The organism is Devosia sp. (assembly GCF_036563435.1).
In the GTDB taxonomy this organism is placed as follows: domain Bacteria; phylum Pseudomonadota; class Alphaproteobacteria; order Rhizobiales; family Devosiaceae; genus Devosia.
The window spans coordinates 504,552-529,482 of the sequence record NZ_DATCMJ010000018.1; the positions used below are offsets into that span (position 1 = coordinate 504,552).

Here is a 24,931-nt window from a genome sequence, read left to right on the forward strand (position 1 = left end):
AATGATCAACCGGGACTGGCACAGCACGCATCGCATGCCGCCCAATGCCAATCTCGAGCAGCCGATCGAGTGGCATATCGAACATGCCGAGCAATGCGGCTGCCGCGACCTGCCAGACAGCGCCAAGCGGGCGCTGGAACAGCGCGGTACCCCGGTGCCGCCGCGGCGGGAAGATTGACCGGCTAGAGCTCCCGCGCCCGCCCGTACCATTGGGCCGCCGCGTCCCGAACCTCGCCGCGCATCCCGGCAAGATCCAGTTCCAGCAGCTCGAAGGTGGGGTAGTGCGTCAGCCCTGCCAGCAATTCCTTGAAGGCTGCGGTCCAGGCTTCGTCCTTGAAGGGGCTGACCAGGGCCGAGCTCATGACCTGGAGAACGGTGGAGAAGGTCTCGTGGATCTCGGCCAGGCGCAGGCCCTGCGGCACGAGGCCGATATCGCCCAGCCGCGACAGGACGCGGGCGGTGGGCGCCTGCGGGCGGTCGATCGTCTTACCGACCAAAAGTTGGGACGACTGGGCAATGAATTCGAGGTCGACCAGTCCGCCCTCTGCGAGCTTCAGGTCCAGCGGGTGACGGGATGGCCGCTCGCGCGCCATTAGCGCCCGCATGGACAGCACGTCTTCGACGATCTTTTCGGGATCGCGCGAGCGCGCCATCACTTCGGCGACGGCGGCCTCGACTTCATTGCCGAAGGCCCCGTCTGCGGCAATGACGCGCGCTCGGCTCAGGGCCAGGTGCTCCCAGGTCCAGGCGTCGTCATGGTGATAGGCGCGGAAGCCACCGATGCTGGTGGCAAGTGGACCCGCATTGCCCGAAGGACGCAGGCGCATGTCGGCTTCGTAGAGCACGCCCTCGGCCGTGGGCGAGGTCACCGCGGCGACGAGGCGTTGGGTCAGGCGGGTATAGTAGTGATTGGTGCTGAGCGGCTTGTCGCCGTCCGACTCAGCATCGGGTGCATCGTAGAGCAGGATAAAATCGAGGTCCGAGGTCGCTGTCATCTCGCGGCTGGCCATCTTTCCAAAGGCCAGAAGGGCGACGCGCCCCCCCGCGAGCTTGCCATGCCGACGCCCAAACTCGGCGCGAACGCTGTCGAACAGGCGGTGGACCAGGGTCTCCGCCAGTGCGGTGAACTGCTCCCCTGCCCCGGTCGCATCGACAGTGCCGGAAAGAAGGCCGGCAGCGATCAGGAACTTCTGTTCCTGGCCGATGATGCGGGCCCGATCGATGATCTCCTCGTAAGAGCGCGCTTCGGCAAGGAAAGCATCCACCTTGGCCACGAGGACGTCACGATGTGTGACATCGTTGACGAAGGCCGGGTCGATCAGGCCATCCATGACGTGTGCGCGGTGGATCACCGCTTCCGACATGCGGGGCGCCGAGGCCATGAGTTGCACCAACAGGGTGCGCAGATTGGCGTGGCTGCGCAACAGCGCAAAGAGCTGGACGCCGGTGGGCAGGCGCGACAGGAAATTGTCGAATTTGGCCAGCGCCTCGTCGGCATTACCGGCATTACCCAAGGTAGTGAGCAGAGCCGGCAGCAGCTCGGTCAGGTGGGCCCGCGCCGCCGAGGCGCGCGTGGCGGGATAGCTGCCATAGTGCCACTTGCGCACGGTGGCGATGGCCTTGGACGGATCAACGAAACCCATGGCCGAGAGGGTCTCCACGGTGCCCGGATCGTCGTCATTGCCGGTAAAGACCAGATTGCCGCCGCCAGCGCCGAGGCTTTCGCCTTCGGTGAAGAGCTCGGAGTAGTAGCCGACGACACGTTCCAGGGCAGAACGGTAGCGCCGTTCGAAGGCCCGCAGGTCAGACTCGCGCATCAGGCGGCCGATCACTGCAACCTCCTCGGCGGAGGCCGGCATGACATGGGTCTGCTCGTCGCGCAGCATCTGGAGACGGTTCTCCACGGCGCGCAGGAACCAGTAGGTCTGGGTCAGCTCGGTCGCGGCCTTGGGGGTGATCCAGTTGGCGTCGGCCAGGGCGGCGAGCGCGTGAGCCGTCGGCTTGACGCGAAGGGACTTGTCGCGACCGCCGGCAATCAGCTGCTGGGTCTGGGTGAAGAACTCGATCTCGCGGATGCCGCCGCGGCCGAGCTTCACGTTGTGGCCCTCGACGCGGATGTCGCCGACATTCTTGGAGATGTTGATCTGGCGCTTCATGGCTTGGATGTCGGCTATGGTCGCGAAGTCGAGGTGCTTGCGCCAGACATAGGGAGCGAGTTCGCGAAGGAAGGCCTCGCCGACCTTCCTGTCGCCGGCGCAGGCCCGCGCCTTGATCCAGGCAGCACGCTCCCAGTTCTGCCCCCGGCTTTCGTAATAGGCGAGCGCGGCATCAAACGAGATGGCGACAGGTGTGGAGCCCGGATCGGGCCGCAGCCGCAGGTCGGTGCGGAACACGTAACCATGCGCCTGGCGGTCTTCCATGAGGCCGACCAGCTTTTGCACGATGCGCGAATAGATCTTGGTGGCCTCGGCGGGATCGACCAGGACGCCCTTTTGCGGATCGAAGAAGGCGACGATGTCGATGTCGGAAGAATAGTTGAGTTCCTGCCCGCCATGTTTTCCGAGGGCGAAGATGGCAAGACCGGAGTTTCCAGCGCTTGCTTGGTCAGCCGGAATGGCGAGTTGCCCCTTCTCGGCCGCCTGGCGCATCAGGAGGTTGAGGGCCGCGTCCAGCGCGGCGTCGGCGAGGTCCGACAAAGCTGCGGTGGCCTGCGCAGTCGTCCAGGCGCCGCCGGTTTCCGCCACCGCCGCAAGGAGGGCCGTGCGCCCCTTGGAGATGCGGAGCACTGGCGCGAGGGCCGCTTCGTCAATTGCGGTGCCACCCTGCCGTTCCACAGCGTCGAGGATGTCGGCGAAGGCATCGTCGGCGTTGCCGCCCAGGGTTGCCACAAGCCAGTCCGCATTCTCCTGGGCGAGGCCAAGAAGATAGGGGGCGGCTTCCAGCAACGGCCCGAGAGCGGCGCGCGCCGTCGCTATCGCCTGGTGCTCGGAAGAGGGCAATTGAGCGAGCCAGGCGTCGAAGCGTGGCGTGTCGGTGGACGGCAGGACGTTGAGCGACAGGGTCATGCCTGAGGGATAGCGCGAGGTCCCAAGCAGGGCAAGCGCGGCTCAGGCGCCCGGCAGATCGATCACCGCCCGCACGCCGGGCATGTTGTCCTCGATGCGGAAGGTGCCGCCATGGAGGCGGGTCACCGCGTCGACGAGGGAGAGGCCCAGGCCCGATCCCGGCTCGGAGCGGCTTTTCTCGAGGCGCACGAAGCGCTGCAGCACGCGCTGGCGGTCCTCGGCAGGAATGCCGGGCCCGTTGTCGGCCACCTCGATCAGCACACGGCCTGCCTCCCGACGGAGGCCGACGGTGATCCGCCCCTGCCCCTCACCTTCGGGCTTGGCGTATTTGACGGCATTCTCGAGAAGGTTGACCATGGCCTGGCCGATCAATTCGCGATTGGCGTGGAGGTGCACGCCCTCTTCGATCGCCGTCTCGATCACGATCCCCTCGTCTTCCGCCACAGGGCTATAAAGTTCGGCCACGTCGGCCACCACAGCGCTGACATCCACGGCCGAGAGATTGCCCGAAGGTGCTCCAGCCTCGGCCCGCGCGATCATCAGCAGGGCGTTGAAGGTCTGAATCAGGCGGTCGCTTTCGGCAATCGTGGTTTCGAGCGCGCGCTGGCGGGTTTCATCGGTGGCACCATCGCGCAGCGCACTTTCGGCCTGGTTGCGCAGGCGCGTCAGCGGCGTCTTGAGGTCATGCGCGACGTTGTCGGTCACCTCCTTGAGACCCTGCAGCAACTGCTCGATGCGGTCGAGCATGGCATTGAGGTTGGTGGCAAGACCGTCGAACTCGTCGTTGCGGCGGGTGACGGGCACCCGTTCGCTCAGGTTGCCCGACATGATCTTGGTCGAGGTGTCGCGGATGGTATCGATGCGCTTGAGGACCCGCCGCGCCGTGATGCCACCGGCGATCACCGAGAACAGCACGATTCCGAGCACGCCGAAGAGAAAGCTCTGCACGATGATGGCCGAAAAGCCGCGGCGTTCGACCACGTCCCGCCCCACGACAAGGCGCATGCCGTTGCTCAATTCAACCGAGCGGACGACGGCGACGCCAGATTTCGGTGGCCGGTCTGGACCACCTCCCCGGGGCGGGTCGATGAAGGGATTGGCCCGTTCGTAGTCGAAACTATAGATGCCCGGCTCGATCAAAACGTTGGCTGGAACGTCGGTGACATTGCCGAGCAGGAACTGCCCCGACGCGTCGCCAAGATAGTAGACGCCCGGGCCCGGCGCGCTGGCGACGCGCTGGAGCGCGAAAGCCAGCGCCCTGATGCCCTGGTTGGCATCGATGCGCTGGAAGACGCGCATCTCGCGGTCGATCTCGTCGGCCTGCTGGCGCTGGATCTGCACGCTGGACTGCCAGGTGATGAAGGCCAGGAGCAGGATCGCAAACAGCGAGAAGATCAGGATGAACGTTGCCGTCAGCCTGACCGTGGAAGTGCGCCAGAGTTGCCAGAAGCGGTTCACGCGCTACTCGCGGATCATGTAGCCGGCGCCGCGCACCGTATGCAGCAAGGGCGTGGCATGGCCCTTGTCGATCTTGGAGCGCAGGCGGGACATGTGCACGTCGATGACGTTGGTCTGGGGGTCGAAGTGGTAGTCCCAGACATTTTCGAGCAGCATGGTGCGGGTGACCACCTTGCCGGCATTCTTCATCAGGTATTCGAGCAGCCGGAATTCACGCGGCTGGAGGATGATGGTCTCGCCGTCACGCTCGACTTTGCGCGAAAGGCGGTCCAGCGTCAGGCCGGCGACTTCGTAGCTCGTTGCTGCTTCCGAGGGGCTGGATCGGCGCGCCAGCACCTCGACGCGGGCGAGAAGCTCGGTGAAAGCATAGGGCTTAGTGAGGTAGTCGTCGCCGCCGGCGCGGAGGCCCGTGACGCGGTCATCGACCTCGCCCAGGGCGGAGAGAATGAGAACGGGGGTCTTGTCGCCCTCGGCCCGGAGGGACTCAACGATGGATAGCCCATCGCGGCGGGGGAGCATGCGGTCGACGATGAGGACATCGTAGTCCATGCCCGAGGCCATGGCGTAGCCGGTCTCGCCATCGGCGGCATGGTGGGTGATGTGCCCGGCTTCGTCGAGGGCCTGGATCAGGTAGCTCGCCGCCTCGCGGTCATCTTCGATCAGGAGGATTTTCACGGCATTGAGTCCCACGCACGATTACAGACCTAGCACAGTGTCATCCCCACGCAGGCGGGAATCTCCCTCACACGTCCAAGGGGGATTCCCGCCTGCGCGGGAATGACGCGGTGGTTGCGAAAGGGCCGGGCAGGCCCGACCCCTCTGCATTTTACTCGCTCAGCGGCAGGCCGATGAAGGTGACGTTGCCGTCGCGGCTGGCCTTGACCAGGGCGGTGTTGCGGCCCTGGGCCTTCACGCCTTCAATGGCGGCTTCGAACTCTTCGAGCGTGTTCACCGGCTGGTTGTTGACCTCGAGGATGGCATCGCCAACAGCAAGGCCCTTTTCAGCTGCTGCCGATTCCGGATCAACGTCCTGGATCAGCAGGCCGCCATTGCCGTCCGCATTGGGCACCAGGGTCAGTCCGACGCTGGATTCCGCCGGAACAGGGGCCTGAGGCGTGGGAGCGGACTGTTCGTCGCCCTGAGCCACGGCTTCTTCGTCGAGCGTGCCAAGCTGGACCGACAGCTTGGTCTCGGCACCGTCGCGCCAGATCGTCAGCTCGACAGTGGTGTCGGGGGACTTGCCGGCGATGGTGCGGCTGAGGTCGAGGGCGTCATCGATCGGATCGCCGTCGACGGCCGTGACGATGTCGCCCGACTTGACGCCGGCAGGACCGGCAGGACCGTCTTCAGCGATGTTGCTGATGATGGCACCCTTGTCGTCGGCGAGGCCGACGCCGTCGGCGATATCGCGGGTGACGTCCTGGATGCCGACACCGAGGTAACCGCGGGTCACGTCGCCGGTCTTGATCAGCTGGTCCACGATGCCCTTGACGGTGGCAGCGGGGATGGCGAAGGCGATGCCGACATTGCCGCCATTGGGCGAATAGATGGCGGTGTTGACGCCGACCACTTCACCCTTGGTGTTGAAGGCGGGACCACCCGAGTTACCGGTGTTGACCGCGGCGTCGATCTGCAGGAAATCGCCATAGTTGGAGCCGCCGATATTGCGGCCCTGGCCGGAGATCACGCCAACGGTCACGGTACCGCCGAGGCCAAACGGGTTACCCACGGCCACGACCCAATCACCGACGCGGCTCGACTCGGTTTCGAAGCTGACGAAGGGCAGGTCCTGACCTTCGATCTTGAGGACGGCGAGGTCGGTGCGTTCGTCGAGACCGACGATCTCCGCGACCTGCTCGGAGCCGTCTTCAAAGACGACGGTCACCTTGGTAGCATTCTCGACGACGTGGTTGTTAGTGACGACATAGCCGTCAGCCGAAATCACGAAGCCGGAACCGGCAGCCATGAACTGGCGCGGCTGCGCCTGTTCGCCACCACCGCGCGGGCCATTGCCGAACTGGTCGAAGAAGTCTCGGAACGGGTGGCCTTCAGGCAAATCGGGGAAGTTGAAGTTGAAATCGCCACCGCGGCGCTGCACCTGTTCGGCACTTTCCTCGGCTTCGACGAGGATCGACACCACGGCGGGCTTGACCGCTTCCACGAGGTCGGCAAAGCCGGCATGCGGCTGCGCCGTCTCGGGGACGGTGATCTGGGCGGCGTTCTGGACCTGTGCATTGGCGGTCTGGCCGGTCATGACAAAGGCGGTGGACACACCACCGATACCCACCAGCAGCGCCAGGGTGGAAGCCCCAAGCCAACGGCTGGTACGTTTCAGAATGGACGAGCGCATTAAGATGTTCTCCTTGGAAGCCCTCAACGGCTTATGGGCTTACATATGGAATGCCTCGCCTTTCATGGAAGTTGCCCCAACATTAAACCTTGGCAATGTTGGCGGCAGGATCGGGGCAATACGATTGGCTGGGACGGCTATCTGAGCTCGTCGAGCGCGGCCTGTTCATCTGCGTTAAGGCCGCCCGGAAGCGGACGGCGCCTGCGGCCGAGGACGACCAGAGCGAGGAGGCCCACGAGGAGCAGCGCGGGCGCCGCGATCCAAAGGAGGATCGTGTGGTTGTTCACCCGCGGGTTGAGCAGCACATATTCGCCGTAGCGGTCGACCAGGAACTGGCGCACTTCCTCGTCGCTGTCGCCGGCGACCAGCCGTTCCCGCACCAGAACCCGCAGGTCCTTGGCCAGGTCAGCATCGCTGTCGTCGATGGACTGGTTCTGGCAAACAAGGCACCGAAGCCCGGCCGATATGTCGCGCGCCCGCTGCTCCATGACCGGATCGGGCAGCATCTCCTCGGGGCTCACGGCCAGAGCCGGCATGCATACCAAAAGAGCCAGGAGCAGCGCGCGAAGCAAGGTCATTGCGCCGGGCTCACGGCTGTTTTCTGCGCGCGGCGGGGGGCACCCACCCGCATCCGGCGGTCGGTCAGCGACAGAACGCCGGCCAAGGCCATCAGGAGCGCCCCGAGCCAGATCAGGGTGATGTAAGGCTTGTGCCAGATGCGCACGACATGGGTATCGTTGAGCGGCTCACCAAGCTGGACATAGAGCTGGGAGAAGCCATAGGTCTCGATGGCGGCCTCGGTGGTCGGCATGCCGCTGACGACATAGTTGCGCCGGTCGGCCACGATCTGCCGCTGTCCACCACCGGGTGAAGTCACGGTGAAGTGCCCCTCCTCCGCGCGATAATTGGGGCCATCGACCTGGCGGAAATCATCGAAGGCAAGCGTGTAGCCGGAGAGTTCGGCCGTCTCGCCGGGATTGAGCGTGGTGACGAGTTCGGTTTCCCAAGCCGTCACGGTGACGATGCCCAGAACGGTGATCCCAACGCCGAAGTGGGCGATGGCGGTGGACCAGGCCACGCGCGGCAGACCAAGGAGGCGCCGCATGCTTTCGCCAAGGGGAATGCGCCCGAGCTTGCTGCGGTCTACCAGTTCGGCAAAGGCGCCGAAGGAAACCCAGAAGCCAAGCAACAGGCCGATTGGTGCCAGCGAGATCGAGACGCCGCCCAGCGCCGAAACCAGAATGGTCAGGAAGATGGCCAAAGCTGCCGCGCCGATCAGCCGCTGGGCTGCGCCAACGACATCGGCGCGCTTCCAGGCCAGCAGCGGTCCGAAGGGCAGGACCAGCAGGACGGGCGACATCAGTGCGCCGAAGGTGAGATTGAAGAAGGGTGCGCCGACGGAGATGGTGGTTCCGGTCAGCGCGTCGAGCAGCAGGGGGTAGAGCGTGCCGACCAGCACGGCGCCCACTGCTGTCGCTAGGAAAAGGTTGTTGAGGATCAGCGCGCCTTCGCGGCTGACCGGGGCAAACAGGCCACCCTGCCGCAGCGCCGCGGCGCGCATGGCGAAGAGGGCGAAGGCGCCGCCGATAAGGATCGCCAGGATGATCAGGATCACCATGCCCCGCGTCGGATCGGCGGCAAAGGTATGCACCGACGTCAGGATGCCCGACCGGACCAGGAAGGTGCCAAGCAGGGAAAGCGAGAAGGTGATGATGGACAGAAAGATCGTCCAAATCTTGAGCGCGTTGCGCTTTTCCATGACCAGGGCGGAATGGAGCAGCGCCGTGCCGGCCAGCCACGGCATAAAGCTTGCATTTTCCACCGGATCCCAGAACCACCAGCCGCCCCAGCCGAGCTCGTAATAGGCCCAGTAGGAGCCCATGGCGATGCCCAGCGTCAGGAACGTCCAGCTCAGAATCGTCCAGGGCCTGACCCAACGGGCCCAGGCCTGATCAATGCGCCCGGAAATCAGCGCGGCAACGGCAAAGGAGAAGCAGATCGAAAAGCCGACATAGCCGGCATAGAGCAGCGGCGGATGGATGGCGAGGCCGATATCCTGCAGCACCGGGTTGAGGTCGTTGCCTTCCATTGGTGCCGGAAAAGTGCGGGTAAAGGGATTGGAAGTAAAGAGCGTGAAGCCGGTGAAGGCTGCGGTCAGCATGCTTTGCGTCGCCAGCACCAACGCCAGGAGATCGTCCGGCAGGCGCCGGCCAAAGGTGGCCACCATGGCGCCAAAGGCCACGAGGATGAAGATCCAGAGGACCAGCGAGCCTTCGTGATTGCCCCAGACGCCCGAGATCTTGAAGATCAGGGGCTTGAGCGAATGGGAATTGTTGACCGCCAGCAGGAGGCTGAAATCGGAGCTGACAAAGGCCTGGATCAGCGCTGCAAAGGCTGCGGCCACCAAGACGAACTGCAGCACAGCGCCCTGGCTCAGGACCAGCGAGATGCGCGAGCCCCCACGCCAATAGAGGTAGCCACCGACGGTGGACACCGTCGCGATGGCGAAGGCCAGGATTAGAGCAAAGTGGCCGAGTTCGATGCTCATGAAGCGATCGGGTCCCACAGGAGTTGAAGGTGCCGCGTGATCGTCACTGCGCTGCCTCCGGCCGCCATTCGCCGCTCGCCTTCAGCGCGTCGACGACTTCCTTGGGCACATAGTTTTCGTCGTGCTTGGCTAGGACATTGGTGGCGGTGAAGGAGCCATCGGGCTCCAGCCTTCCTTCGGCAACCACCCCCTGCCCTTCGCGGAAGAGATCGGGGAGAATGCCGACATAGCGGGCGGCGATGTCCTGCGCCCCGTCGGTTACGACGAAGCTGTTGTTCTGCCCGTCGCGCTGCCAGGAGCCATCCTTGACCAGCCCGCCGAGCCGGATCGGCGTGCCCGGCGCAACCTCGCGGGCGATGATGTCGCTCGGTGCATAAAAGAACACGATCTGGTCACGCAACGCGGTCAGCACCAGGGCCGCTGCCAGGGCGACGACGAGAGCCAGTCCGGCGATCGTTGCCAGCCGCTTCTGCTTGCGCGACCAACCCTTGCGGCGAACAGCAGGCATGGTCATGGCTTAGCTCCGTTCAGCGTCAGGCCGGCGCCAAGCGCCAGCGTATCGAGTTCACCGCGGTCAAAAGTCTGCGGGTAAGCAGCAACGGCCTGATCGTAGGCCTGCTGTGCACCTGCCTTGTCGCCCAGCACAAGATAGGAGCGAACCAGTTGCGTCCACTCTTGGACGCTACCGCCTTCGCTGGCGAGGCGTTCGGCAAGCCCGGTCACCATTTGGCCGATCATGTCCTGCTCAGCTTCAGGGTCTTCGCCGCCGGCTTCGGCGGTGGCCAGCCCTTGGCGAGCAGCGTTGAGCCAGGGCTCATCGCCTTGCGACAGGGAGAGGACTGCGTTCCATGCTTCGGCGGCAGCCGGGTAATCCTGCTGCCGCATGAGCTCGGCTGCGATATAGAGCCTGGACGGAACGTGCTGCGGGTCACTTGCGGCAGCGCTGCGCAACTCGGTCATGGCTTCGGCAGCATCGGCCTCGTCGCCGGCCGACAGCAGCGCTTCGGCAAGGCGGGTGCGAAGGTCGGGCGTGGGGCCGCTCAACTCGATGACGCGGCGATAAGCGCGTGCGGCCTCGGCGAAGCGGCCGAGTTCCATATAGGCGGGCGCCACAACACTCCAGCCGCGCAGATCCTCCGGATTGCCAGCAAGTGCGGCTTCGATGCGCTGGACGGCGCTCTCGAGATCCAGGGCCTGGGCCGCCGTGTCGGTGCGGCCGGCAAGAGGCTGTGCCGGAAGGTCCGGCTGGCCAAGCAGGGCGTAAGTGCCGAAAGAGACTACGGCCACAGCCGCAAGCCCCACCAGGAGCGACATCCGCCCAAGGCTTGCGCCGGCCGAAACAGTGCCGCCGGCTTCGGCCTTGTGCCGCAGGATTTCCCGTGCGAGTTCGCCCTTGGCCGCATCAGCTTCGGCAACTGCCAGTTTTCCGGCTTTGAGGTCAGCATCGATCTCGGCCAGCACAAGACGAAAATGGTTGTTGGGATCGTGGCTTTCCCCAGCCACCGCGTTGACCATGCGCCGGCCGGCTGCGTAGTAAAGTGCAGCGCAGGCAATCACAGTGATGGCAGTGGCAATAGACCAGAAAAGCATGGGCCTTGAACGCTTGACGCCGTCATGCGGCAAGATGGTGCCATCTATAATCTCACTGCAGCGAAAAACCATCGAAACACGGCAAAGTGGGGTGGACGCATTGCCACAGGCGGCGCAGCCGGCATGACGAGCAGCCAGGCCGATTTCGCCGTCGTGGGATCAACCCCGCTTGCGCGACTGCTGGCGGGCCTGCTGGCGTCGGCGCACGGCAAGACCGTGCTGTTCCTGGGCGAGAGCCATGCCGCCTATCGCCTGCCGCAGGGCATCGACCTCTCCCTCGCGCCGATTACGCGGCCGGAAACCTGGTTCTTGCTGCAATCCGTCATGCCGGAAAGCCTCAAACTGATCGCGCGCATCGGCGGCCGGGGGACCTGGTCGCATATCGATCCGCTGCTGGTGGCGAAGGGTGAGGAGCACCGGGAGGCCCTCGCCCATGTTCGCCAGATGGCGCTGGGTTTCGGTTACGGAGCCGAGCCGGTGTCGCGGCTGCCATCCGGCGTTTCGGGCGAAGGCGTCCTGCTGCGCGACGCCGTCCTGCTGCATCGCGCCGCCCTGGAGGCAAAGCTCGACCAGTGGCTTACCGCGCAAGATGTACGGAAAGTTCCCGGCAGCGACGGGCTCGTTCTTCATGCCGACGGCAGCGGTGAGGTCAGCGTGGAGGGCACGACGCTTGGGTGCAACCGGGTCGTACTGGCCGACGACCAGGCCGTGCTGCAGCACCTGGGTGAGCAGTTGCCCCTGCTACGACGGCAGCAGAGCAGCACCGTCTTTGCCGCTGGCGTCGAGCGAAGCCGCATCCCGTTGATGCTCCAGTTGGATACCGCACTCAGCATCTTGAACCAACCCGGGCGCGGCATGGTGGCGACGGGCAGTGGGTCGATCCTGGATGTAGCGGAACAATTGCGCCTCCTGGTCGCGCAACAGGAGAATTTTCAGCCTGCCGGTCAGTCCAGCTTCGACACCCTGGCAGCGACCGATGGCGCTCCGGCTCTCGGCCGCCTTGGCGATACGGCCGTTGATGTTCTGGCGGGCCTAGGCCCCACCGGCGCCTTCCTCGCACCCGCCATCGCGCGATGGCTCTGCGGCAGCGCCAGTTCGACCGAGGCAGCCTGGTTCGAGGCCCGGCACCCGATGCGCGACACCGCCGCATCGCCCGTTGCCGAGATCGGTGCGCAGCCATGAGTTCCAGATCCGCACGACTCGCTTCGGGCGAGAAACACCCGTTCCACGGTCAGGTACTCGACCGGCAGAAGCCCATCAAGTTCCAGCTAGACGGCAGGACCTTTTCGGCCTTCAGCGGCGACACTGTGCTGAGTGCTGTTCTGGCCTCTGGCGTGGACACCGCCGGGAAGCTCCACAACCACCCGGTCGCGCTGACCAGCAGCCACGCGCCCTCCATCGTTGCTGCCAATCATGCCAACGATCCGCACCACGCCTTGGCCATGGAACGCACGCTGGTCAGCGACGGCGCCGAATACCTGACCTGGGGCCACCGGCCAGTGTCCCTCGGCCTTGGCGCTCTCATGCGACAGCGCGGGCGCTCGCTCGGCATCGACCTGGCATCTTCCAAGGCCATGTCGAAGCCCTGGCTGGGGCTTCCTGCGGCACAGGAGATGCAGGCGGACCTCGCGGTGATCGGCGGAGGCGTCGCCGGCATGTCAGCTGCCCTGGCTGCCGCGGCTCGCGGTCTTGGCGTGCTGCTGGTGGAGGCCCAGCCGCAGCTTGGCGGTTCTTCGCGCCTCTTCGGACGCCTCGATGGCGAAGCAACGCCCGACGAAGCGATCGATCTGCTGCGCCTGCAGATCGAGCAGGCACCCAGTGTCACGGTGCTGACCTCGGCCGAGGTCTACGCGCTGCAGAAGGGCAAGCTGCGCCTGCATGCAGTCGGCCTCGAGGACGCGAAGCCATCCATCGTGGACGTCAGCGCCAGGCACATGGTGGTCGCCACCGGTGCCCTGGAGCGGCTGCCGGTCTTTCCCGGCAACAGGCTGCCCGGCGTTGTCGGCGCGCTTGAAGCCTTCGAGCTTGCCTACCATTACGGTGTCTGGCCGACGGGACCCGCGATAGTCGCCACCAGCAGCAGCCCCGCCTATCGCCTTGCCATGCTGGCGAGGGACGCGGGCGCAGCGGTAGCCCGCATCCTCGACTCCCGCCTCGCTCCCCAGTCGCGCTTCATCGAATTCGCCAAGGCCTATGGCATCACCATGGCAGCCGGAACAGTTGTCGGCTCGGCCGGTGCGGCGGCGAAGGGCGCCGCGCTGTCCGTCTCGCCGCGTCTCAGCACCGAAGGCCTGCCCAGTCATGAGCCGCCGCTCACCGTCGACCGGCTGGTCGTCTGCGGCGGTTGGCAACCCGAACTGACGCTCTGGCACATAGCCGGCGGGGAAAGCCGGTGGAACGCCGAACTGTCGCGGCTCGAGCCAGGCGGGGTCGTCGAGGGTATCGCGCTGGCCGGAAGTGCGGCCGGTTGGCTCACCCGCAGCGCTTGCCTCGCTAGTGGCAGGAGCGCCGTGGCCCAGCTGCTCGGGGAAAAGCCGATCGCGGTTCAGGAATCCTTGATCGATCCCATCTACGACACGCCGGATGGTCCCGCTCCCGTTGGCGAAGCGCCCCAAGAGGGCGGACCGTCAGCGTTTCTCGACGGCAGCCGCGCCTATCTGGTCCGCCCCTTTGCGGCGGTGAAAACCAGGCCAGGCTGGCTACAATTCAACTCGCCCCCACCGGTCTGGTCGCTTGCCGACACTCCGCACCCTCTGGAACTCTCCGCGATTGCTGCCGGCGTGCAGCTGGGTGCAATCCCGGCGGAGAGCGCCGGCATCGTTGCGCGGGAGCGGGTGCAAGTGGTGCCCCTGGGCGGTGCGGCATCAGCAGCATTGGACAAGCCTCAGACGCCGTTCCCACCTGCCTATCTCGGGGGGCGCTATCCAGGCGCCGAGCTTCTCGTCGCCAACCCGGTTGAGCCCCGCCGCCTTAATGTCGGTGCACTGGTCTATGCCACTGCCGACGAGAGCAACCCGCTCCATGCCATCGGCGTGATCATACGCTCGCAGGGCGAGGTGGCCGTGGCACTGGTCAACGGGACGCCAGGGGCAACGGTTTTTTGCCGCGAGCCCGGCCGCGCGGTCGCGATCCGCCTCGTGACCGCCTATCGCGATGGCATGGATCTAGCTGCGGCGCTCGGCAGTGGCGCGGGCGCGCCTTAGCGTTTCCGCATAGTCGGCATTGAAGCGCACTTCCGCCATCTTGATCCCGGCGTCGAGCCGCAGGGCCGTATTGCTATCAGCGGGGTTCTGCCGGATGAGGTCGAGATTGCGCTGCAGGTGCATCTCGAGCGCCTCGCCGCTCTGGCTCCAGGCCTGTTCGAACAAGGCGTTGAGCGCCAGCGAGTCGCGGCATTCGCGAATGGTGGCCAGGAGATAGACGCCGTTGATGGCCGCCAGCAGCCGGTCGTTGTCGACGCGGTCGGCGCCTTCGCGGCCCCTGCGCAGCGCGTGGTTGATGTCGGGCACTACCTCGCGCAGGCGCGGCTCGATGCGATCGGACACCTGCTTGGTGATGGCCGACAGGATCATCGCCCAGCGGCTACCGCGCGCGAATTCGATATAGCCCGTCAGCGCACGAACCAGCCGGTGAAACCGTTCGAGGCTGCGGCAAACCATGTCGATATCGGCAAAGGGGCCCGCCGGCTGCAGGGCGAAAAGCTGGTTCTGCGCATGCGCAAGGATCGCTTCGATCACCGGGCTGAAACCCATGCGCATCACCGATGCCTCGGTGGCGTTGCCGCTGAGCTTGATCACGGCCGTGATCAGGCGGCTAGGGTTGCCAACCTGGGGCATGGCCGCATGAAACAGCAAGGCTGCCAGTGCTGGATCCTTGAGCGGCATTGACTGGAGCGCCGCGCCCAGTTGCGCTTCTTCGGTGATGGCATTTACCGCCTTGCCGAAGGCCTGTGCCTTGACCAGCAGGGCGCGGCTGCGGAGCGCCATGATGATGGACGGCAGCGCGTCCCGCGCCTCTGCACTTCCTAGCATGGCCCGCAGGCGACGATCCTTCTCGGAGTCTTCCGCCACCGCGTCGAGCCCCGCCTTCATGCGGCTCAATACCTGCGGGATAATCGCTTCGAGTTCTGCGGGGGTGAAGCTGCCCTCTTCCACCCGGGCGGCATCGATCAGGTCGGCACAGAGATCGCGATGCACCCAGGTCCAGGCGGCCTGGGCATGGCTGCGTGCGATGGAGCCGGGAAACGAAAACTGGATTGGGTCGTGCACAAGCACGAGGTCAAGCACGCCAGCAAACGGCCGCAGGCGTCCACGGCCAGGCCGGCGGGAAGTGGCAGCTTCGGGTTGGGTGACGGCTTGAGACATCAACGCAGCAGGAATGACATGTTCACCGGTCGACCCTAAGGCCCTCAGGTAAACAATCCATTCCCGCTGCGATCACAAGGCGTCAGGCAGCGCCAGGCGCCACTGCCCAGTTGCCGTTCTGCTCGCGGCAGGCGGTGCCCTTCTTTACGTATTCCTGGCCGTTGGTCTTCACCGTGTGAGTGAAGTCGCGGCAGTCGAGATTGTTCACCCGCACATAGGGGCCGACGGCCACCGAGCCGGTCGTGCCCTTGTCACCGGCCCACTGCCGCGGCGCGCCGGGGCGGCCGAACTGCAGCGCATAGAACTGGGCGCTGTTGGCTTCGGCCGAGTCCTTGCTGGTCATCACGGCGAGCGCGGCCGGATCGACGAAGCCGTTGGAGACGCTGGTGGTCAGAAGCGCCTGCTGCGTGGTCTGGGCCGGGGTCGGCACCAAGGGCTGGGAAATCACTGGCGTCGTCACCACAGGTGCGGCCGTCGCGACCCGCTGCGTTGGCGCGGTGCTGGAACAGGCAGCCACAGAAAGGGCAAGCAGCGGAGCGGCAAGGAAGGCAATGCGGTTCATGTGTGTGCGATCCAGTGGATGTTGTTTGTGGCTCTTGTTGGCGTAATGCGGCGAAAGTGCGTCAAGTTGCGTTCGGTTTCGTCGAGGCGCTCTGGCGTGCCGTAGGCAAGCGCAGCTCCACCAGGAGCCCCCCGAGGTCCGAGCGCTTCAGCGCCAGATCGCCGCCATAGACATCCACCAGTTCCTTGACGATATCGAGCCCCAAGCCGCTGCCGGGCGTTTTCTCGTCCAGCCTGACACCCCGGCGCAACACTTTTTCTGCGTCGGCCGCGCTCAGACCCGGCCCATTGTCCTCGATGCGAATGAGCAGCATGGTGCCCGTTCCGCCGGCTGCGGTGGAAAGACGAACGCTCACCTGCCCGCGCGACCATTTGCAGGCATTGTCGAGCAGATTGCCCGCCATTTCCTCAAGATCCGCCTCGTCACCGCGGAACCAGGGCAGGCCCTGATCGGCCGAGAAGTCGATGGTGACCTCCGGATGGATCTTGCGCATGACGCGCGCCAGCCGCTGCACGATGGCGCCGGCATCGGCCCGCTTGCCGACCACTGAAGTGCGGGCAGCCAGCCGCGCCCGCTCGAGATAGGTCGCGACCATGGTGCTCATCTTGTCGCTCTCGCTCATCACCGCTTCTGCCAGGGGCCCATGGGAAGTGGCAGCCTCGTTGCGCAGGACGGCAATCGGCGTCTTGAGGCCATGGGCAAGGTTGCCCACCTGGTTACGGGCGCGCTCGATGATCTGCGCATTGGAGCGCAGCAACTCGTTCACCTCTTCGGCGAGGGGCGCGATTTCGCGGGGATAGGTCCCCTCCACCGCCCCAGCCTCGCCGGCGCGCACGCTTTCAATGGCATGGCTCAGCTTGGAAATCGGGCGCATGGCGAAGCGGGCGACAATCGCGCTCATGATGGCCAGCATCACCCCCACCGCGCCCAGAACGATGAAGGTCTGCCCGCGGAAGTCACCAACCAGCTCGCGGATTTCACTGAGATTGCCGGTGACAACGATCTGGTAGGTGGTGGGCGCCACGGTAACCGTGCGTTCGACCACCCGCATTTGGGTGCCGAACACGTCTTCCATGATGGCGGTGCGGCGGCCGCGCGAATCCGCTGGCCCCATCAGCACCGGCAGGTCGATCCCCACCACCGAGGTCGAGAGATTGTAGAGCGTGCCATCGGCATCGCGGATGGCCCAGTACCAGCCCGAGCGCGGACGATTGAAGCGCGGATCGGTCAGGGCAATGGCGTCGCTGGTCGGATCGTCGGTTTCCAGGAGCGAGCCGGTCAAGCTCTCGACGTGAAAGTCCAGCGTCTCGGACAGCGAGGTGTCGAGGGCTCGCGAATAAAGGTCGGTCAGGAGGAAGCCCGTTGCAACAAGGGCCAGCACCAGCCAACCCGCCGACAGCCAGAACAGCGAGGCCGCGATCGATCCCTTGCGCAGGCTCGCCATCCCGCTCAGTCTTCCGCGATCTGGTAGCCCAGTCCCCGCACCGTCTGGATGCAATCCTCGGGCAGCTTCTTGCGCAGGCGGCCGACAAAGACCTCGATGGTGTTGCTGTCGCGGTCGAAGTCCTGATCGTACAGATGCTCGGTCAGTTCCGTGCGCGAGATGACCTTGCCCTTGTGGTGCATCAGATAGGTCAGCAGGCGCAGCTCGTGGCTCGTCAGCTTTACCGACTGGCCATCCACCGTGACCTTTCCCGAGCGCGTATCGAGCCGCACCGATCCGGACACGATCTCGTTGGAGGCGAGACCCGCAGCGCGGCGCACCAGCGCCCGGATGCGGGCCAGCACTTCTTCCATGTGGAAGGGCTTGGCCACATAGTCGTCCGCGCCCGCGTCGATGCCCTGTACCTTGTCGCTCCAGCGGTCGCGCGCCGTCAGCAAGAGCACCGGCGTCGTCTTGCCGGTGCGGCGCCACTCTTCCAGCACGGAGAGCCCATCCATCTGCGGCAGGCCGATATCGAGCACGATGGCGTCGTAGGGTTCCGTGTCGCCCAGGAAGTGCCCTTCCTCGCCATCGAAGGCAACGTCGACGGCATAGCCGGCTTCAGTCAGTGCCTCCTTGAGCTGACGGTTGAGATTGGCGTCGTCCTCGACCACCAGAATGCGCATCGCTGCCCCCTGCCCCTTATTCGGCGCTGATCGTCAGATTCTGTGCCGTGCCATCGGCGCTCAGCACGCCGATGATCCACACATAGCGTCCGCCCTGCTCGCACAGCCGGAAATTGAGAATCTGATCGGCACTATAGCCGGCAGAGGCGACGGCTTCATACTGGCTGATGATCCGACCTTCGCTGATGAGCGCCTGGATTTCGGCCGAACTGTCGATGCAGGCCTGGGCCATGGCGCCCCCGGCCCCAGGGAGGCAGAGGCCCAGCACCATGGCCATCGTGGCGATGCGTTTCGGGAACAATCGTGTCATGGCCGCACCATAGGGTGGCGTTGCTGAATGGGACATGAATATGACCACAGCAGACCGAATGGGTCCATGGCACCGCGCCCCATCTCCGCACGGACGACATCGGTCAGACCCCAGCGCCTCCCGTCTTCAGCCCCTTGCGCAGAAACAGCACGGCCAATGCCTCCATGATCAGGTGCCCAGCCGCGTTGCCGTCGAGCGCGGGCAGGTCAATACCCAGCAGTTGCGCCAGTCCGGCCAGCAGCATCACGACTGCCACGAAATAGGTCTTGTAGCCATTCAGAAGATCCATGATCGATGTTCCTTGCTTGATGTTGGGTGAGTTGGTTGCGGCGGCGGCGAGGGCCGCGTTCCGTACGGCATTGACCCGGCTGGTCCAGCCTTTGCCAAAGGTGGCGAAGGCCGGCAGCTGGCTCAGAAAGCGCTGGCGTTCGCTGCAGAGCGCCACGACGAGATCGGGGACCGGTTTCTGAGCAATTGCCGCGAGGGTCACTGGCCCCGCCTGGCCATCCACCGTCACGCCCAGCTGCTTTTGCAGGGCGCGAATGGCGCGATCGGGCCCAGAATGGACCGCATAGTCAAAGACGGCGAGGTCAAGACCAGCCGGCATTTGCCCGGCTCGGCATCGCTCCCAGAACCGGTCACGGTAGATGCGGGCCGCTTCGGCCCGCGTAAGGGATTGGACCTCGGTCTTGGACAGCGTCCACCAGGGCGAGATCCCGCGCCACGCCGCCAGGGTCTTGCGGGTGATACCCATATTGGTGGCGCCGCCGGGATCGGCCGGATGGTCGGAAAAGCCACCTTCGTGCCGCAGCACCAGGTTGAGGCAGATGTCAAAGCGGCTTTTGACCATGAAATTCTCCCCAGGCGGTATGTCCCGAGCCCAGCCTTGCGCTGAGCTGGGCGACCGAATAGACGAAGCTGGTTGGTGACGCGCCGAAGTCGGCCACCTGCTCGCCGGCGCCATAGACAACCTCTGGGCCGTCGGTCTGCAGCCACCGCACCTGCATCCCGCCATTCAGGATCGCGATCTCGTAGCGCTCGGGCTGGTAGTCCAGCGGCGGCGCGGCGACGCCCCACCCGTCGGCATCGCTGCGGCTGCAGCGCGTCCAGGCAAAAACAATCTCGCTGCCAACACTTCGGGCCCGCAGGTGCACCGGCGGCAGCGGCAGGGCTGGCGCGGAACCCGGCACCAGGGTCAAGCCCGTGCCATCGGTGTCTGCCGGACCGCCATAGATCCGCAGGCGCCTTGCCTCAACAAGCCATTGCGGCTCTACCGGCAAAGTGACGGTGCGTCCGTCGAGCACCATGACCCGTCGGGTTGCCGAGGCCAGAGCCATCGTTGGAGCGGTGCCGTCCACGCCGCGCAGCAACCGGCTTAGCCGATAGCGTCCTGAGGCAACCAGTTCGGCTTCGGCGAAGGCCACCACCTCCCACTCGCCGGCGTCATTCTCCACCGCCAGGCGATTGACGCCGGCCAGCACCGCACCCGGCGCCGCCGATGACAGGTGGCCGGACCGCAGTTCCAGCTCGATCGTGTTCGCCAAATCCCAAACAGCCGTCGGTCCCGGACGGAGCGGCGCCAGCAGGGTGCCGAGCGAGGCCGTCCGCGTCAGCTGCGTCAGCCTGGCGCCGGTCTCGTCATCGGCGATATCGACCACGCCAGGCCAGGGCTTTGCATAGGCGCCGATCACCAGACGCGATCGCGCGGGATCGGCCGGCAGCCCAGACAAATGCGCGACAATCACGAGGGGAACGGCCCGCGCAACGATTGGTGCACTCGCCTGGAACGGGCGGTCGACATTCGCGGACACAGCAAGCGCCGCCGGCACCGTTTGTCCGGTCACGCGCCGTGCCAACCCGTCCCTGATCTGGGTAACTTCGAACGGCCCTCCCGCCGCGCCTGCCACCCGGACAACGTCCCCCGGCTCCAGGGCAAGGGCGGAAGACGGGAGTGCCAGGTCGACTGTCTGGCGGCTTGCCACCCGCTGGTCCAGCATGCGCTCCGCCGCCTGGCGCGCCGCCGCACCATCCATCGTCAGCGCCGTGCTCTCGGCGACCAGGGGCCCATCCCCAGCCATCATGGCCGTTGCTGCAGCGTTGAGGTAGTCCCGCTCCCGATCCTGATAGGTCAGCGCCAGTCTGCCGGGCGCCTCCGCCGGGTCACCGCGCCGCTGCGTCAGCACCGGCTCATCGCCGCGCACCAGCATGTCGGCGTCAATGACCATGTCGGCCTGTCGCCCCGGCGCGGCCAGTTGGAGCCCGTCGCTGCGGCTGCGCAGGCGCAACGCTGTCGCCTGTAGCAACGGCTCCAGCGCCTCCCGCGCCGTTGTCGGGCCGGAGAGCACATAGCCCGTCACGAAGGGCTGCGCCGGTTCTGCCCGAAGCGTAACGCCATGGTCGGCCGCCACCCGTTCCGCCAGCTCGCCGCTCGAGACGGCACCCAGCCGTCCGGTCAGCCAATGGCCTCGGCGGTGGTTGACGCCATCCGCCCAGACATCCGTCTGCGCCGGAAACGCCGGATAGGGCCGGGCGTCCCACGTCCAGTGATAGATGTGGCTCACGTCCACCATGCCGGGCGGATTGTTGGCAGGGTCGCGCCAGAAGCGCTGATGCGCCCGCAGCACCTGGCGCTGGATCAGCGGGTCGGGCGTGCCACGCGAGAAATACGGCCGCCCGCCTTCCGCGCTCTTTTGGTCACCGAAGATGTTGGGCTGGTTGGCCCCTTTGTCGACCGCGCCACAGCCCAGCTCGGTAAAGAAGATCGGCTTGGAGCCGGGTATCCAGGCCGTCGGCTCCGCCTGCCGCACCCCGCCCGGCCGGTCGTGGTGCGCATGGCTCCACCAGTTTCGAAGGTCCTTAAAGCGCCAGATCCACGGCTCGCCATGCGCGCCGTCGGTGATGGGCGTGCGCTGTTGCGCCAGGCGATCAGCCGGGGAGGCATAGAACCAGTCGTGACCCTCGCCGCCCGCGATATTGCCCATCAGGTAGTCGAGGTCGTAGCCCGCGGCCGATGTTCCGGCATCGGCATGACCATCACCCTCGCGCCAGTCGGCCAGCGGCATGTAGTTGTCGATACCCACCGCATCGATGGCGGGCGAGGCCCAAAGCGGGTCGAGGTGGAAGAACTTCTCGCTTTCCTGTTGGTAGCCGGAATACTCCGTCCAGTCCGCGGCATAGATGAGCTTCGTGCCCGCCCCCACGACCGACCGCACCTCTGCCGCCAGTTCAACGAGCGCCGCCACGAAGGGAAAGCTGTTGCCGGCGCCGCGCACGGTGGTCAGCCCTACCATTTCGGAGCCAATCACCAGCATGTCCACGCCACCGGCCTCCTGGGCCAGCCCGGCATAGTGGAGCACCATCTGCCGGTAGCGCGTGGCAAACTGTTCGACCTCCATTGCCGCCGCAGCGCTCTGGTCGGGCGAGCCCAGCTGCCCCGGCGCGGGGTGACAGGTGATCCGTCCGCGCCAAGGATAGGGCGCCTGTCGCTCACCGCCATATGGGTCGGGCAAGGCATTGCCAGCGGGCACATCCATCATCACCATCGGATAAAGCGTGACCTTGAGCCCGCGCGCCTTGAGGTCCGCAATCGCCGCCAGCACCGAGCCATCCGAAGGCGTTCCGCCATAGGCGGGGCTCCCCTCGTGCTGCGACACGACCGGCACATCGCTGCGGCCAAGGCCAGCCACCCGCCACTCCGTGCCAGCCACCTCCCGCGCCGCCGCCTCGACACGCGGGCTAATCTCACAATGTCCGCAGCGGAGATCATCGCCGAACCAGGCGATCACCAGCGCCACATGTTCAAGCTTGGGGCAAAGCGCGGTCAGTTCGTCGACCGAATAGGTCCAGTCGCTGACATGGGCCGAGACATGGGTGTTTTCGCCCGCCGTCTCGCCCGGCGCGAGCAGCCGCAGGCGTGGCACCGGATCGTAGCCGAATTCGGTGGCGCCCGGGATCATCGTCACCGCCCGGATGTCGGGCTCCAGGTCGCCCACGACGCGGCAGAGCTCGGCGCTCAAATGGGGAATGCGGTTGCCGAAGCGGTTGAGCGGCAATTGCTCCACCACCAGGTAGCAGAGACCGCGATAGGCGGGCGCCTCACCCTGCGTCGCTTCGATCAGCCCATCCGGCAGCTGGTCTTGGGTGCCGCGATAGAAGCGCAGCGTCAGGCCCTTGGTGTCGAGCAACTGGCCATCGGCCCAGATGCGCCCCAGATGGCTGACCTCCCCCTCGCAGAAGGCAACGGCAAAGCTTGCGCCGACAACCTCCTCTCCCGGTTCGCTCATGCCCTTGGCGCCAACATTTTCGGCGCCCAGCAGTTCCAGCTCGCGCGCCCAGATGATGTTGCCGCTGAGCCGGCTCCAGCCATAAAGGCGCGGCACCGCCCCGCCCTCGCTCGATCCCTGCAGGCGGATGTCCGGCGCCGCGGCAGGTGCCCGCTGTTCACCGAACAGCAATCCGTCTACGGCGCTGCCCGCCAGCGCCCCCAATGCCCGGCCAACCGTCGCGCCGAATGGGCCGCCGACCAGTCCGCCGACGAACTGCCCGGCGACCGACAATGCCAATGTCGCCATTCTTTTTTCCTCGTTCGTCTTACGGGAACCGGAAGCGCCCGTGCACGCGCCGCGCCCAGGGTTCGGTAAGGTTCGCCTCCACCACGCCGAGCCGCTCCTGGGCGTGGATGAAGCGGCTCGGGCTCACGGTAATGCCGCAATGGCGCGGCTCGGCCATGCCGGCAAAGCGGAACAGCACCACCTGCCCCGCCTCCCAGGCGCCGTCCTCGGGCCGGAGAATGCGCTCCGCCGCCTCGCGGAGCGCGCCCACATGGTCCGGGTCACGAATATCGGCCCGATAAGGCGGAAGCGGCATGGGTTCGGCGCCGTAGATCGCGCGCCACACGCCGCGCAACAGCCCCAGGCAATCGCAACCTGCGCCTATAGCGGACGCCTGATGGCGATACGGCGTTCCGAGAAACCGGCGTGCCTCTTCAACCACCCGCTCGCTCACGGCACTACCGCCCGTCCGTCCAGCGCGTCGCCGTGGCGCGGGTGGCGCAGGACGAAGTCGCTCCCCGGAATATGCGGGAAGCCGCGGAAGTTGGCCGCGTTGGCGAACTTAGCGCGGCACGTAGCGAAGCGCCGGTCACATCCCGCCGTTACCGTCAGCGCATCCCCTTCCGCCACCCAGGTCCCGACCGGCGCGGCAAAGCTCAACACGTCGCTCTCGTGCGTCAGCACTGCGTCGCGCAAGCCGTCCCGGCGTCCCACCGTCCAGAGGCCGCTGCCGAAGCCGAACCAGCCCTCGGCAAAGGCCTCGAGCCCCGTCACTCGCACCCGGTGGCGGTCCAGCACCGCGACCACCGTGGCGCCCGCGGACCGCTCAGCCACCGACAGATCGACGCCACAGCGCCCGTCGCCCACCGTCGCGTCGCACAAGGCCTGGTAGATGCGGCCATGGGTGACATTGAGCGCCTGCTGCCCGGACCGCAACTCGGCCCGGAACACGCCATCCTCGCGCACGATCTCACCGATCGTGTCGCGCCGCAGCAGCAGGCGCTGGCTCACTTCGGCCCAGTTGACGCGCCAGGTCTCGACCCCGGCGCCGTCATAGCGTCCCAGGAGAATATCGTCCTCGGTGATCGCTTCGGCGCTGAGCACACCCAGCACCTCGCTGGTTTCCACCTGCATGCCGAGCTTGCCGGGCACTTCGCTGCCATCCCAGCCCGAGACCGGCGAGAAGGTGGTGTCACCGAAAACCAGCGGGCAGTCGTGGTCGGTAAAGCCCAGCACTACCCCATCCTGCCGCGTCAGCCGCCAGCAGGTCGCCAGCGTCGTCTCGCTCTGCGCCAGGTGCGCCGCAAGTCCAATCGGCAGCGTCCTCACGGCAGGATCTCCACCAGCGGAATATTGGGCACTTCAGCCCCGTCGAAGCTGCTGAGCTCCACATCGAGCCGATCGGTGTCGAAGCGCACCGGCACGTCGAACAGGAAGCCGGCAGCTACAGCGGCCCCGAGCGGCGGGGCTTCCGTAAAGCCGATGACGCCGGTAACCGTGTCCACCGTCCAGCCACCCAGCTGTTCCACCCCGCCGACGGCTACCCTGACGCTGCCCGCCACTGGCCGGGTGATCGGCCGGACATAGGGATCGAAACCAGCGCCATAGGTCTTGGTCAACTGAAACGTCCTGGTCGCGCCGTCCCCGGTCCCGATCGACTGGTCGAGCGGCTGCGGCTCGGGTCCGCCGCTCGAATAATCCAGCCCGTCCCGCCACAGAAAGCCATGGAGCCGCCCGCGCCGCTCCTCGAAAAAGGCAGGACGGCCGCCATGTCGCTCCGCGACTTGACCCCATAGCCGGCATTGAAGCGCCGCCGCGAATGCTGCCAGCGGCCATTGCGCTGTTCGCGCCCGCTCGCCAGCGTCACCACATCGGTCTTGCGCTCCGGCCCACCCCGCGCGCCCAGTGCAACGTCGAGCGGGAAACGAACGGCATGAAAGGCCATGATTGGTACTCGATGTTGGTTGACAAGCACATACCGCCACTCTCGGGCTAAGCCCTAGGGTGACGATCGAGTTTGCAAAT

The 24,931-nt window shown here is 65.9% G+C and carries 20 protein-coding genes and 1 pseudogene; 3 read left to right on the forward strand and 18 right to left on the reverse strand.

The window, feature by feature from the left end; genetic code table 11:
• The first annotated feature begins 1 nt into the window (after position 1).
• The gene (locus VIL88_RS14885; protein ID WP_331990195.1) at positions 2 to 178 is read left to right on the forward strand and encodes a hypothetical protein; all 177 of its coding nucleotides are present in this window, start codon (positions 2 to 4) and stop codon (positions 176 to 178) included.
• Between the two features lie 4 nt (positions 179 to 182).
• On the opposite strand, the gene VIL88_RS14890 is transcribed toward VIL88_RS14885, so the two are convergent.
• The 8 genes from VIL88_RS14890 to ccmI form a co-directional block, all read right to left on the reverse strand.
• Complete coding sequence (locus VIL88_RS14890; RefSeq protein ID WP_331990197.1) at positions 183 to 3,065, reverse strand: bifunctional [glutamine synthetase] adenylyltransferase/[glutamine synthetase]-adenylyl-L-tyrosine phosphorylase; 2,883 nt, start codon at positions 3,063 to 3,065, stop codon at positions 183 to 185.
• A gap of 42 nt (positions 3,066 to 3,107) precedes the next feature.
• Complete coding sequence (locus VIL88_RS14895; RefSeq protein WP_331990199.1) at positions 3,108 to 4,523, reverse strand: sensor histidine kinase; 1,416 nt, start codon at positions 4,521 to 4,523, stop codon at positions 3,108 to 3,110.
• A 3-nt stretch (positions 4,524 to 4,526) separates the two neighbouring features.
• Positions 4,527 to 5,198, reverse strand: coding sequence for a response regulator transcription factor (locus tag VIL88_RS14900; RefSeq protein WP_331990201.1), 672 nt, complete (start codon positions 5,196 to 5,198; stop codon positions 4,527 to 4,529).
• A 151-nt stretch (positions 5,199 to 5,349) separates the two neighbouring features.
• On the reverse strand, positions 5,350 to 6,873 hold the full coding sequence (locus VIL88_RS14905; RefSeq protein WP_331990203.1) for a Do family serine endopeptidase: 1,524 nt from the start codon (positions 6,871 to 6,873) through the stop codon (positions 5,350 to 5,352).
• A 137-nt stretch (positions 6,874 to 7,010) separates the two neighbouring features.
• Positions 7,011 to 7,451 carry a cytochrome c-type biogenesis protein gene (locus tag VIL88_RS14910; RefSeq protein ID WP_331990204.1) on the reverse strand — a complete coding sequence of 147 codons (441 nt, stop codon included), beginning with the start codon at positions 7,449 to 7,451 and terminating at the stop codon, positions 7,011 to 7,013.
• Entirely contained in the window at positions 7,448 to 9,421 is a 1,974-nt protein-coding gene (locus tag VIL88_RS14915) for a heme lyase CcmF/NrfE family subunit (protein WP_331990206.1), read from the reverse strand. The genes VIL88_RS14910 and VIL88_RS14915 overlap by 4 nt, the downstream gene beginning before the upstream one ends.
• 43 nt (positions 9,422 to 9,464) lie before the next feature.
• Entirely contained in the window at positions 9,465 to 9,935 is a 471-nt protein-coding gene (ccmE, locus tag VIL88_RS14920) for a cytochrome c maturation protein CcmE (RefSeq protein WP_331990208.1), read from the reverse strand.
• Positions 9,932 to 11,011 carry a c-type cytochrome biogenesis protein CcmI gene (gene ccmI / locus VIL88_RS14925; RefSeq protein ID WP_331990210.1) on the reverse strand — a complete coding sequence of 360 codons (1,080 nt, stop codon included), beginning with the start codon at positions 11,009 to 11,011 and terminating at the stop codon, positions 9,932 to 9,934. Before ccmI ends, ccmE begins: the two co-directional genes overlap by 4 nt.
• Before the next feature lie 123 nt (positions 11,012 to 11,134).
• Between ccmI and VIL88_RS14930 the strand changes: the two genes are divergently transcribed.
• Positions 11,135 to 12,193, forward strand: coding sequence for a hypothetical protein (locus VIL88_RS14930; protein WP_331990212.1), 1,059 nt, complete (start codon positions 11,135 to 11,137; stop codon positions 12,191 to 12,193).
• Complete coding sequence (locus VIL88_RS14935) at positions 12,190 to 14,214, forward strand: FAD-dependent oxidoreductase (RefSeq protein ID WP_331990214.1); 2,025 nt, start codon at positions 12,190 to 12,192, stop codon at positions 14,212 to 14,214. Before VIL88_RS14930 ends, VIL88_RS14935 begins: the two co-directional genes overlap by 4 nt.
• Here the strand turns inward: VIL88_RS14935 and VIL88_RS14940 are convergent.
• From VIL88_RS14940 to VIL88_RS14985, 10 genes and pseudogenes are all read right to left on the reverse strand, one after another.
• Positions 14,176 to 15,279, reverse strand: a complete 1,104-nt coding sequence (locus VIL88_RS14940; protein WP_331990216.1) for a hypothetical protein — start codon at positions 15,277 to 15,279, stop codon at positions 14,176 to 14,178. The two genes, VIL88_RS14935 and VIL88_RS14940, sit on opposite strands and share 39 nt — an antisense overlap.
• Before the next feature lie 178 nt (positions 15,280 to 15,457).
• Entirely contained in the window at positions 15,458 to 15,937 is a 480-nt protein-coding gene (locus tag VIL88_RS14945) for an RT0821/Lpp0805 family surface protein (protein WP_331990218.1), read from the reverse strand.
• A gap of 61 nt (positions 15,938 to 15,998) precedes the next feature.
• The gene (locus tag VIL88_RS14950) at positions 15,999 to 17,381 is read right to left on the reverse strand and encodes a HAMP domain-containing sensor histidine kinase (RefSeq protein ID WP_331990220.1); all 1,383 of its coding nucleotides are present in this window, start codon (positions 17,379 to 17,381) and stop codon (positions 15,999 to 16,001) included.
• A 5-nt stretch (positions 17,382 to 17,386) separates the two neighbouring features.
• Positions 17,387 to 18,046, reverse strand: a complete 660-nt coding sequence (locus VIL88_RS14955) for a response regulator transcription factor (RefSeq protein WP_331990222.1) — start codon at positions 18,044 to 18,046, stop codon at positions 17,387 to 17,389.
• 16 nt (positions 18,047 to 18,062) lie between these two features.
• Entirely contained in the window at positions 18,063 to 18,392 is a 330-nt protein-coding gene (locus VIL88_RS14960) for a hypothetical protein (protein WP_331990224.1), read from the reverse strand.
• A gap of 67 nt (positions 18,393 to 18,459) precedes the next feature.
• Positions 18,460 to 19,206, reverse strand: coding sequence for a glycoside hydrolase family 108 protein (locus VIL88_RS14965; RefSeq protein ID WP_331990226.1), 747 nt, complete (start codon positions 19,204 to 19,206; stop codon positions 18,460 to 18,462).
• Positions 19,187 to 22,927, reverse strand: coding sequence for a baseplate multidomain protein megatron (locus VIL88_RS14970; RefSeq protein ID WP_331990228.1), 3,741 nt, complete (start codon positions 22,925 to 22,927; stop codon positions 19,187 to 19,189). Before VIL88_RS14970 ends, VIL88_RS14965 begins: the two co-directional genes overlap by 20 nt.
• 19 nt (positions 22,928 to 22,946) lie before the next feature.
• Entirely contained in the window at positions 22,947 to 23,360 is a 414-nt protein-coding gene (locus tag VIL88_RS14975; protein WP_331990230.1) for an NlpC/P60 family protein, read from the reverse strand.
• The gene (locus VIL88_RS14980) at positions 23,357 to 24,235 is read right to left on the reverse strand and encodes a DUF2163 domain-containing protein (RefSeq protein WP_331990232.1); all 879 of its coding nucleotides are present in this window, start codon (positions 24,233 to 24,235) and stop codon (positions 23,357 to 23,359) included. Before VIL88_RS14980 ends, VIL88_RS14975 begins: the two co-directional genes overlap by 4 nt.
• Positions 24,232 to 24,851, reverse strand: a pseudogene (locus VIL88_RS14985) (phage distal tail protein, Rcc01695 family). Before VIL88_RS14985 ends, VIL88_RS14980 begins: the two are co-directional and overlap by 4 nt.
• Positions 24,852 to 24,931 lie beyond the last annotated feature (80 nt).

Excerpts from the sequence above, each read along its gene's own strand:
- ccmI (WP_331990210.1), bottom strand. The coding sequence starts at position 11,011 with ATGCTTTTCTGGTCTATTGCCACTGCCATCACTGTGATTGCCTGCGCT.
- VIL88_RS14910 (WP_331990204.1), bottom strand. The coding sequence starts at position 7,451 with ATGACCTTGCTTCGCGCGCTGCTCCTGGCTCTTTTGGTATGCATGCCG.
- VIL88_RS14890 (WP_331990197.1), bottom strand. The coding sequence starts at position 3,065 with ATGACCCTGTCGCTCAACGTCCTGCCGTCCACCGACACGCCACGCTTC.
- VIL88_RS14945 (WP_331990218.1), bottom strand. The coding sequence starts at position 15,937 with ATGAACCGCATTGCCTTCCTTGCCGCTCCGCTGCTTGCCCTTTCTGTG.
- VIL88_RS14930 (WP_331990212.1), top strand. The coding sequence starts at position 11,135 with ATGACGAGCAGCCAGGCCGATTTCGCCGTCGTGGGATCAACCCCGCTT.
- VIL88_RS14970 (WP_331990228.1), bottom strand. The coding sequence starts at position 22,927 with ATGGCGACATTGGCATTGTCGGTCGCCGGGCAGTTCGTCGGCGGACTG.
- VIL88_RS14905 (WP_331990203.1), bottom strand. The coding sequence starts at position 6,873 with ATGCGCTCGTCCATTCTGAAACGTACCAGCCGTTGGCTTGGGGCTTCC.
- ccmE (WP_331990208.1), bottom strand. The coding sequence starts at position 9,935 with ATGACCATGCCTGCTGTTCGCCGCAAGGGTTGGTCGCGCAAGCAGAAG.
- VIL88_RS14915 (WP_331990206.1), bottom strand. The coding sequence starts at position 9,421 with ATGAGCATCGAACTCGGCCACTTTGCTCTAATCCTGGCCTTCGCCATC.
- VIL88_RS14965 (WP_331990226.1), bottom strand. The coding sequence starts at position 19,206 with ATGGTCAAAAGCCGCTTTGACATCTGCCTCAACCTGGTGCTGCGGCAC.
- VIL88_RS14935 (WP_331990214.1), top strand. The coding sequence starts at position 12,190 with ATGAGTTCCAGATCCGCACGACTCGCTTCGGGCGAGAAACACCCGTTC.
- VIL88_RS14960 (WP_331990224.1), bottom strand. The coding sequence starts at position 18,392 with ATGTCCCATTCAGCAACGCCACCCTATGGTGCGGCCATGACACGATTG.
- VIL88_RS14885 (WP_331990195.1), top strand. The coding sequence starts at position 2 with ATGATCAACCGGGACTGGCACAGCACGCATCGCATGCCGCCCAATGCC.
- VIL88_RS14950 (WP_331990220.1), bottom strand. The coding sequence starts at position 17,381 with ATGGCGAGCCTGCGCAAGGGATCGATCGCGGCCTCGCTGTTCTGGCTG.
- VIL88_RS14955 (WP_331990222.1), bottom strand. The coding sequence starts at position 18,046 with ATGCGCATTCTGGTGGTCGAGGACGACGCCAATCTCAACCGTCAGCTC.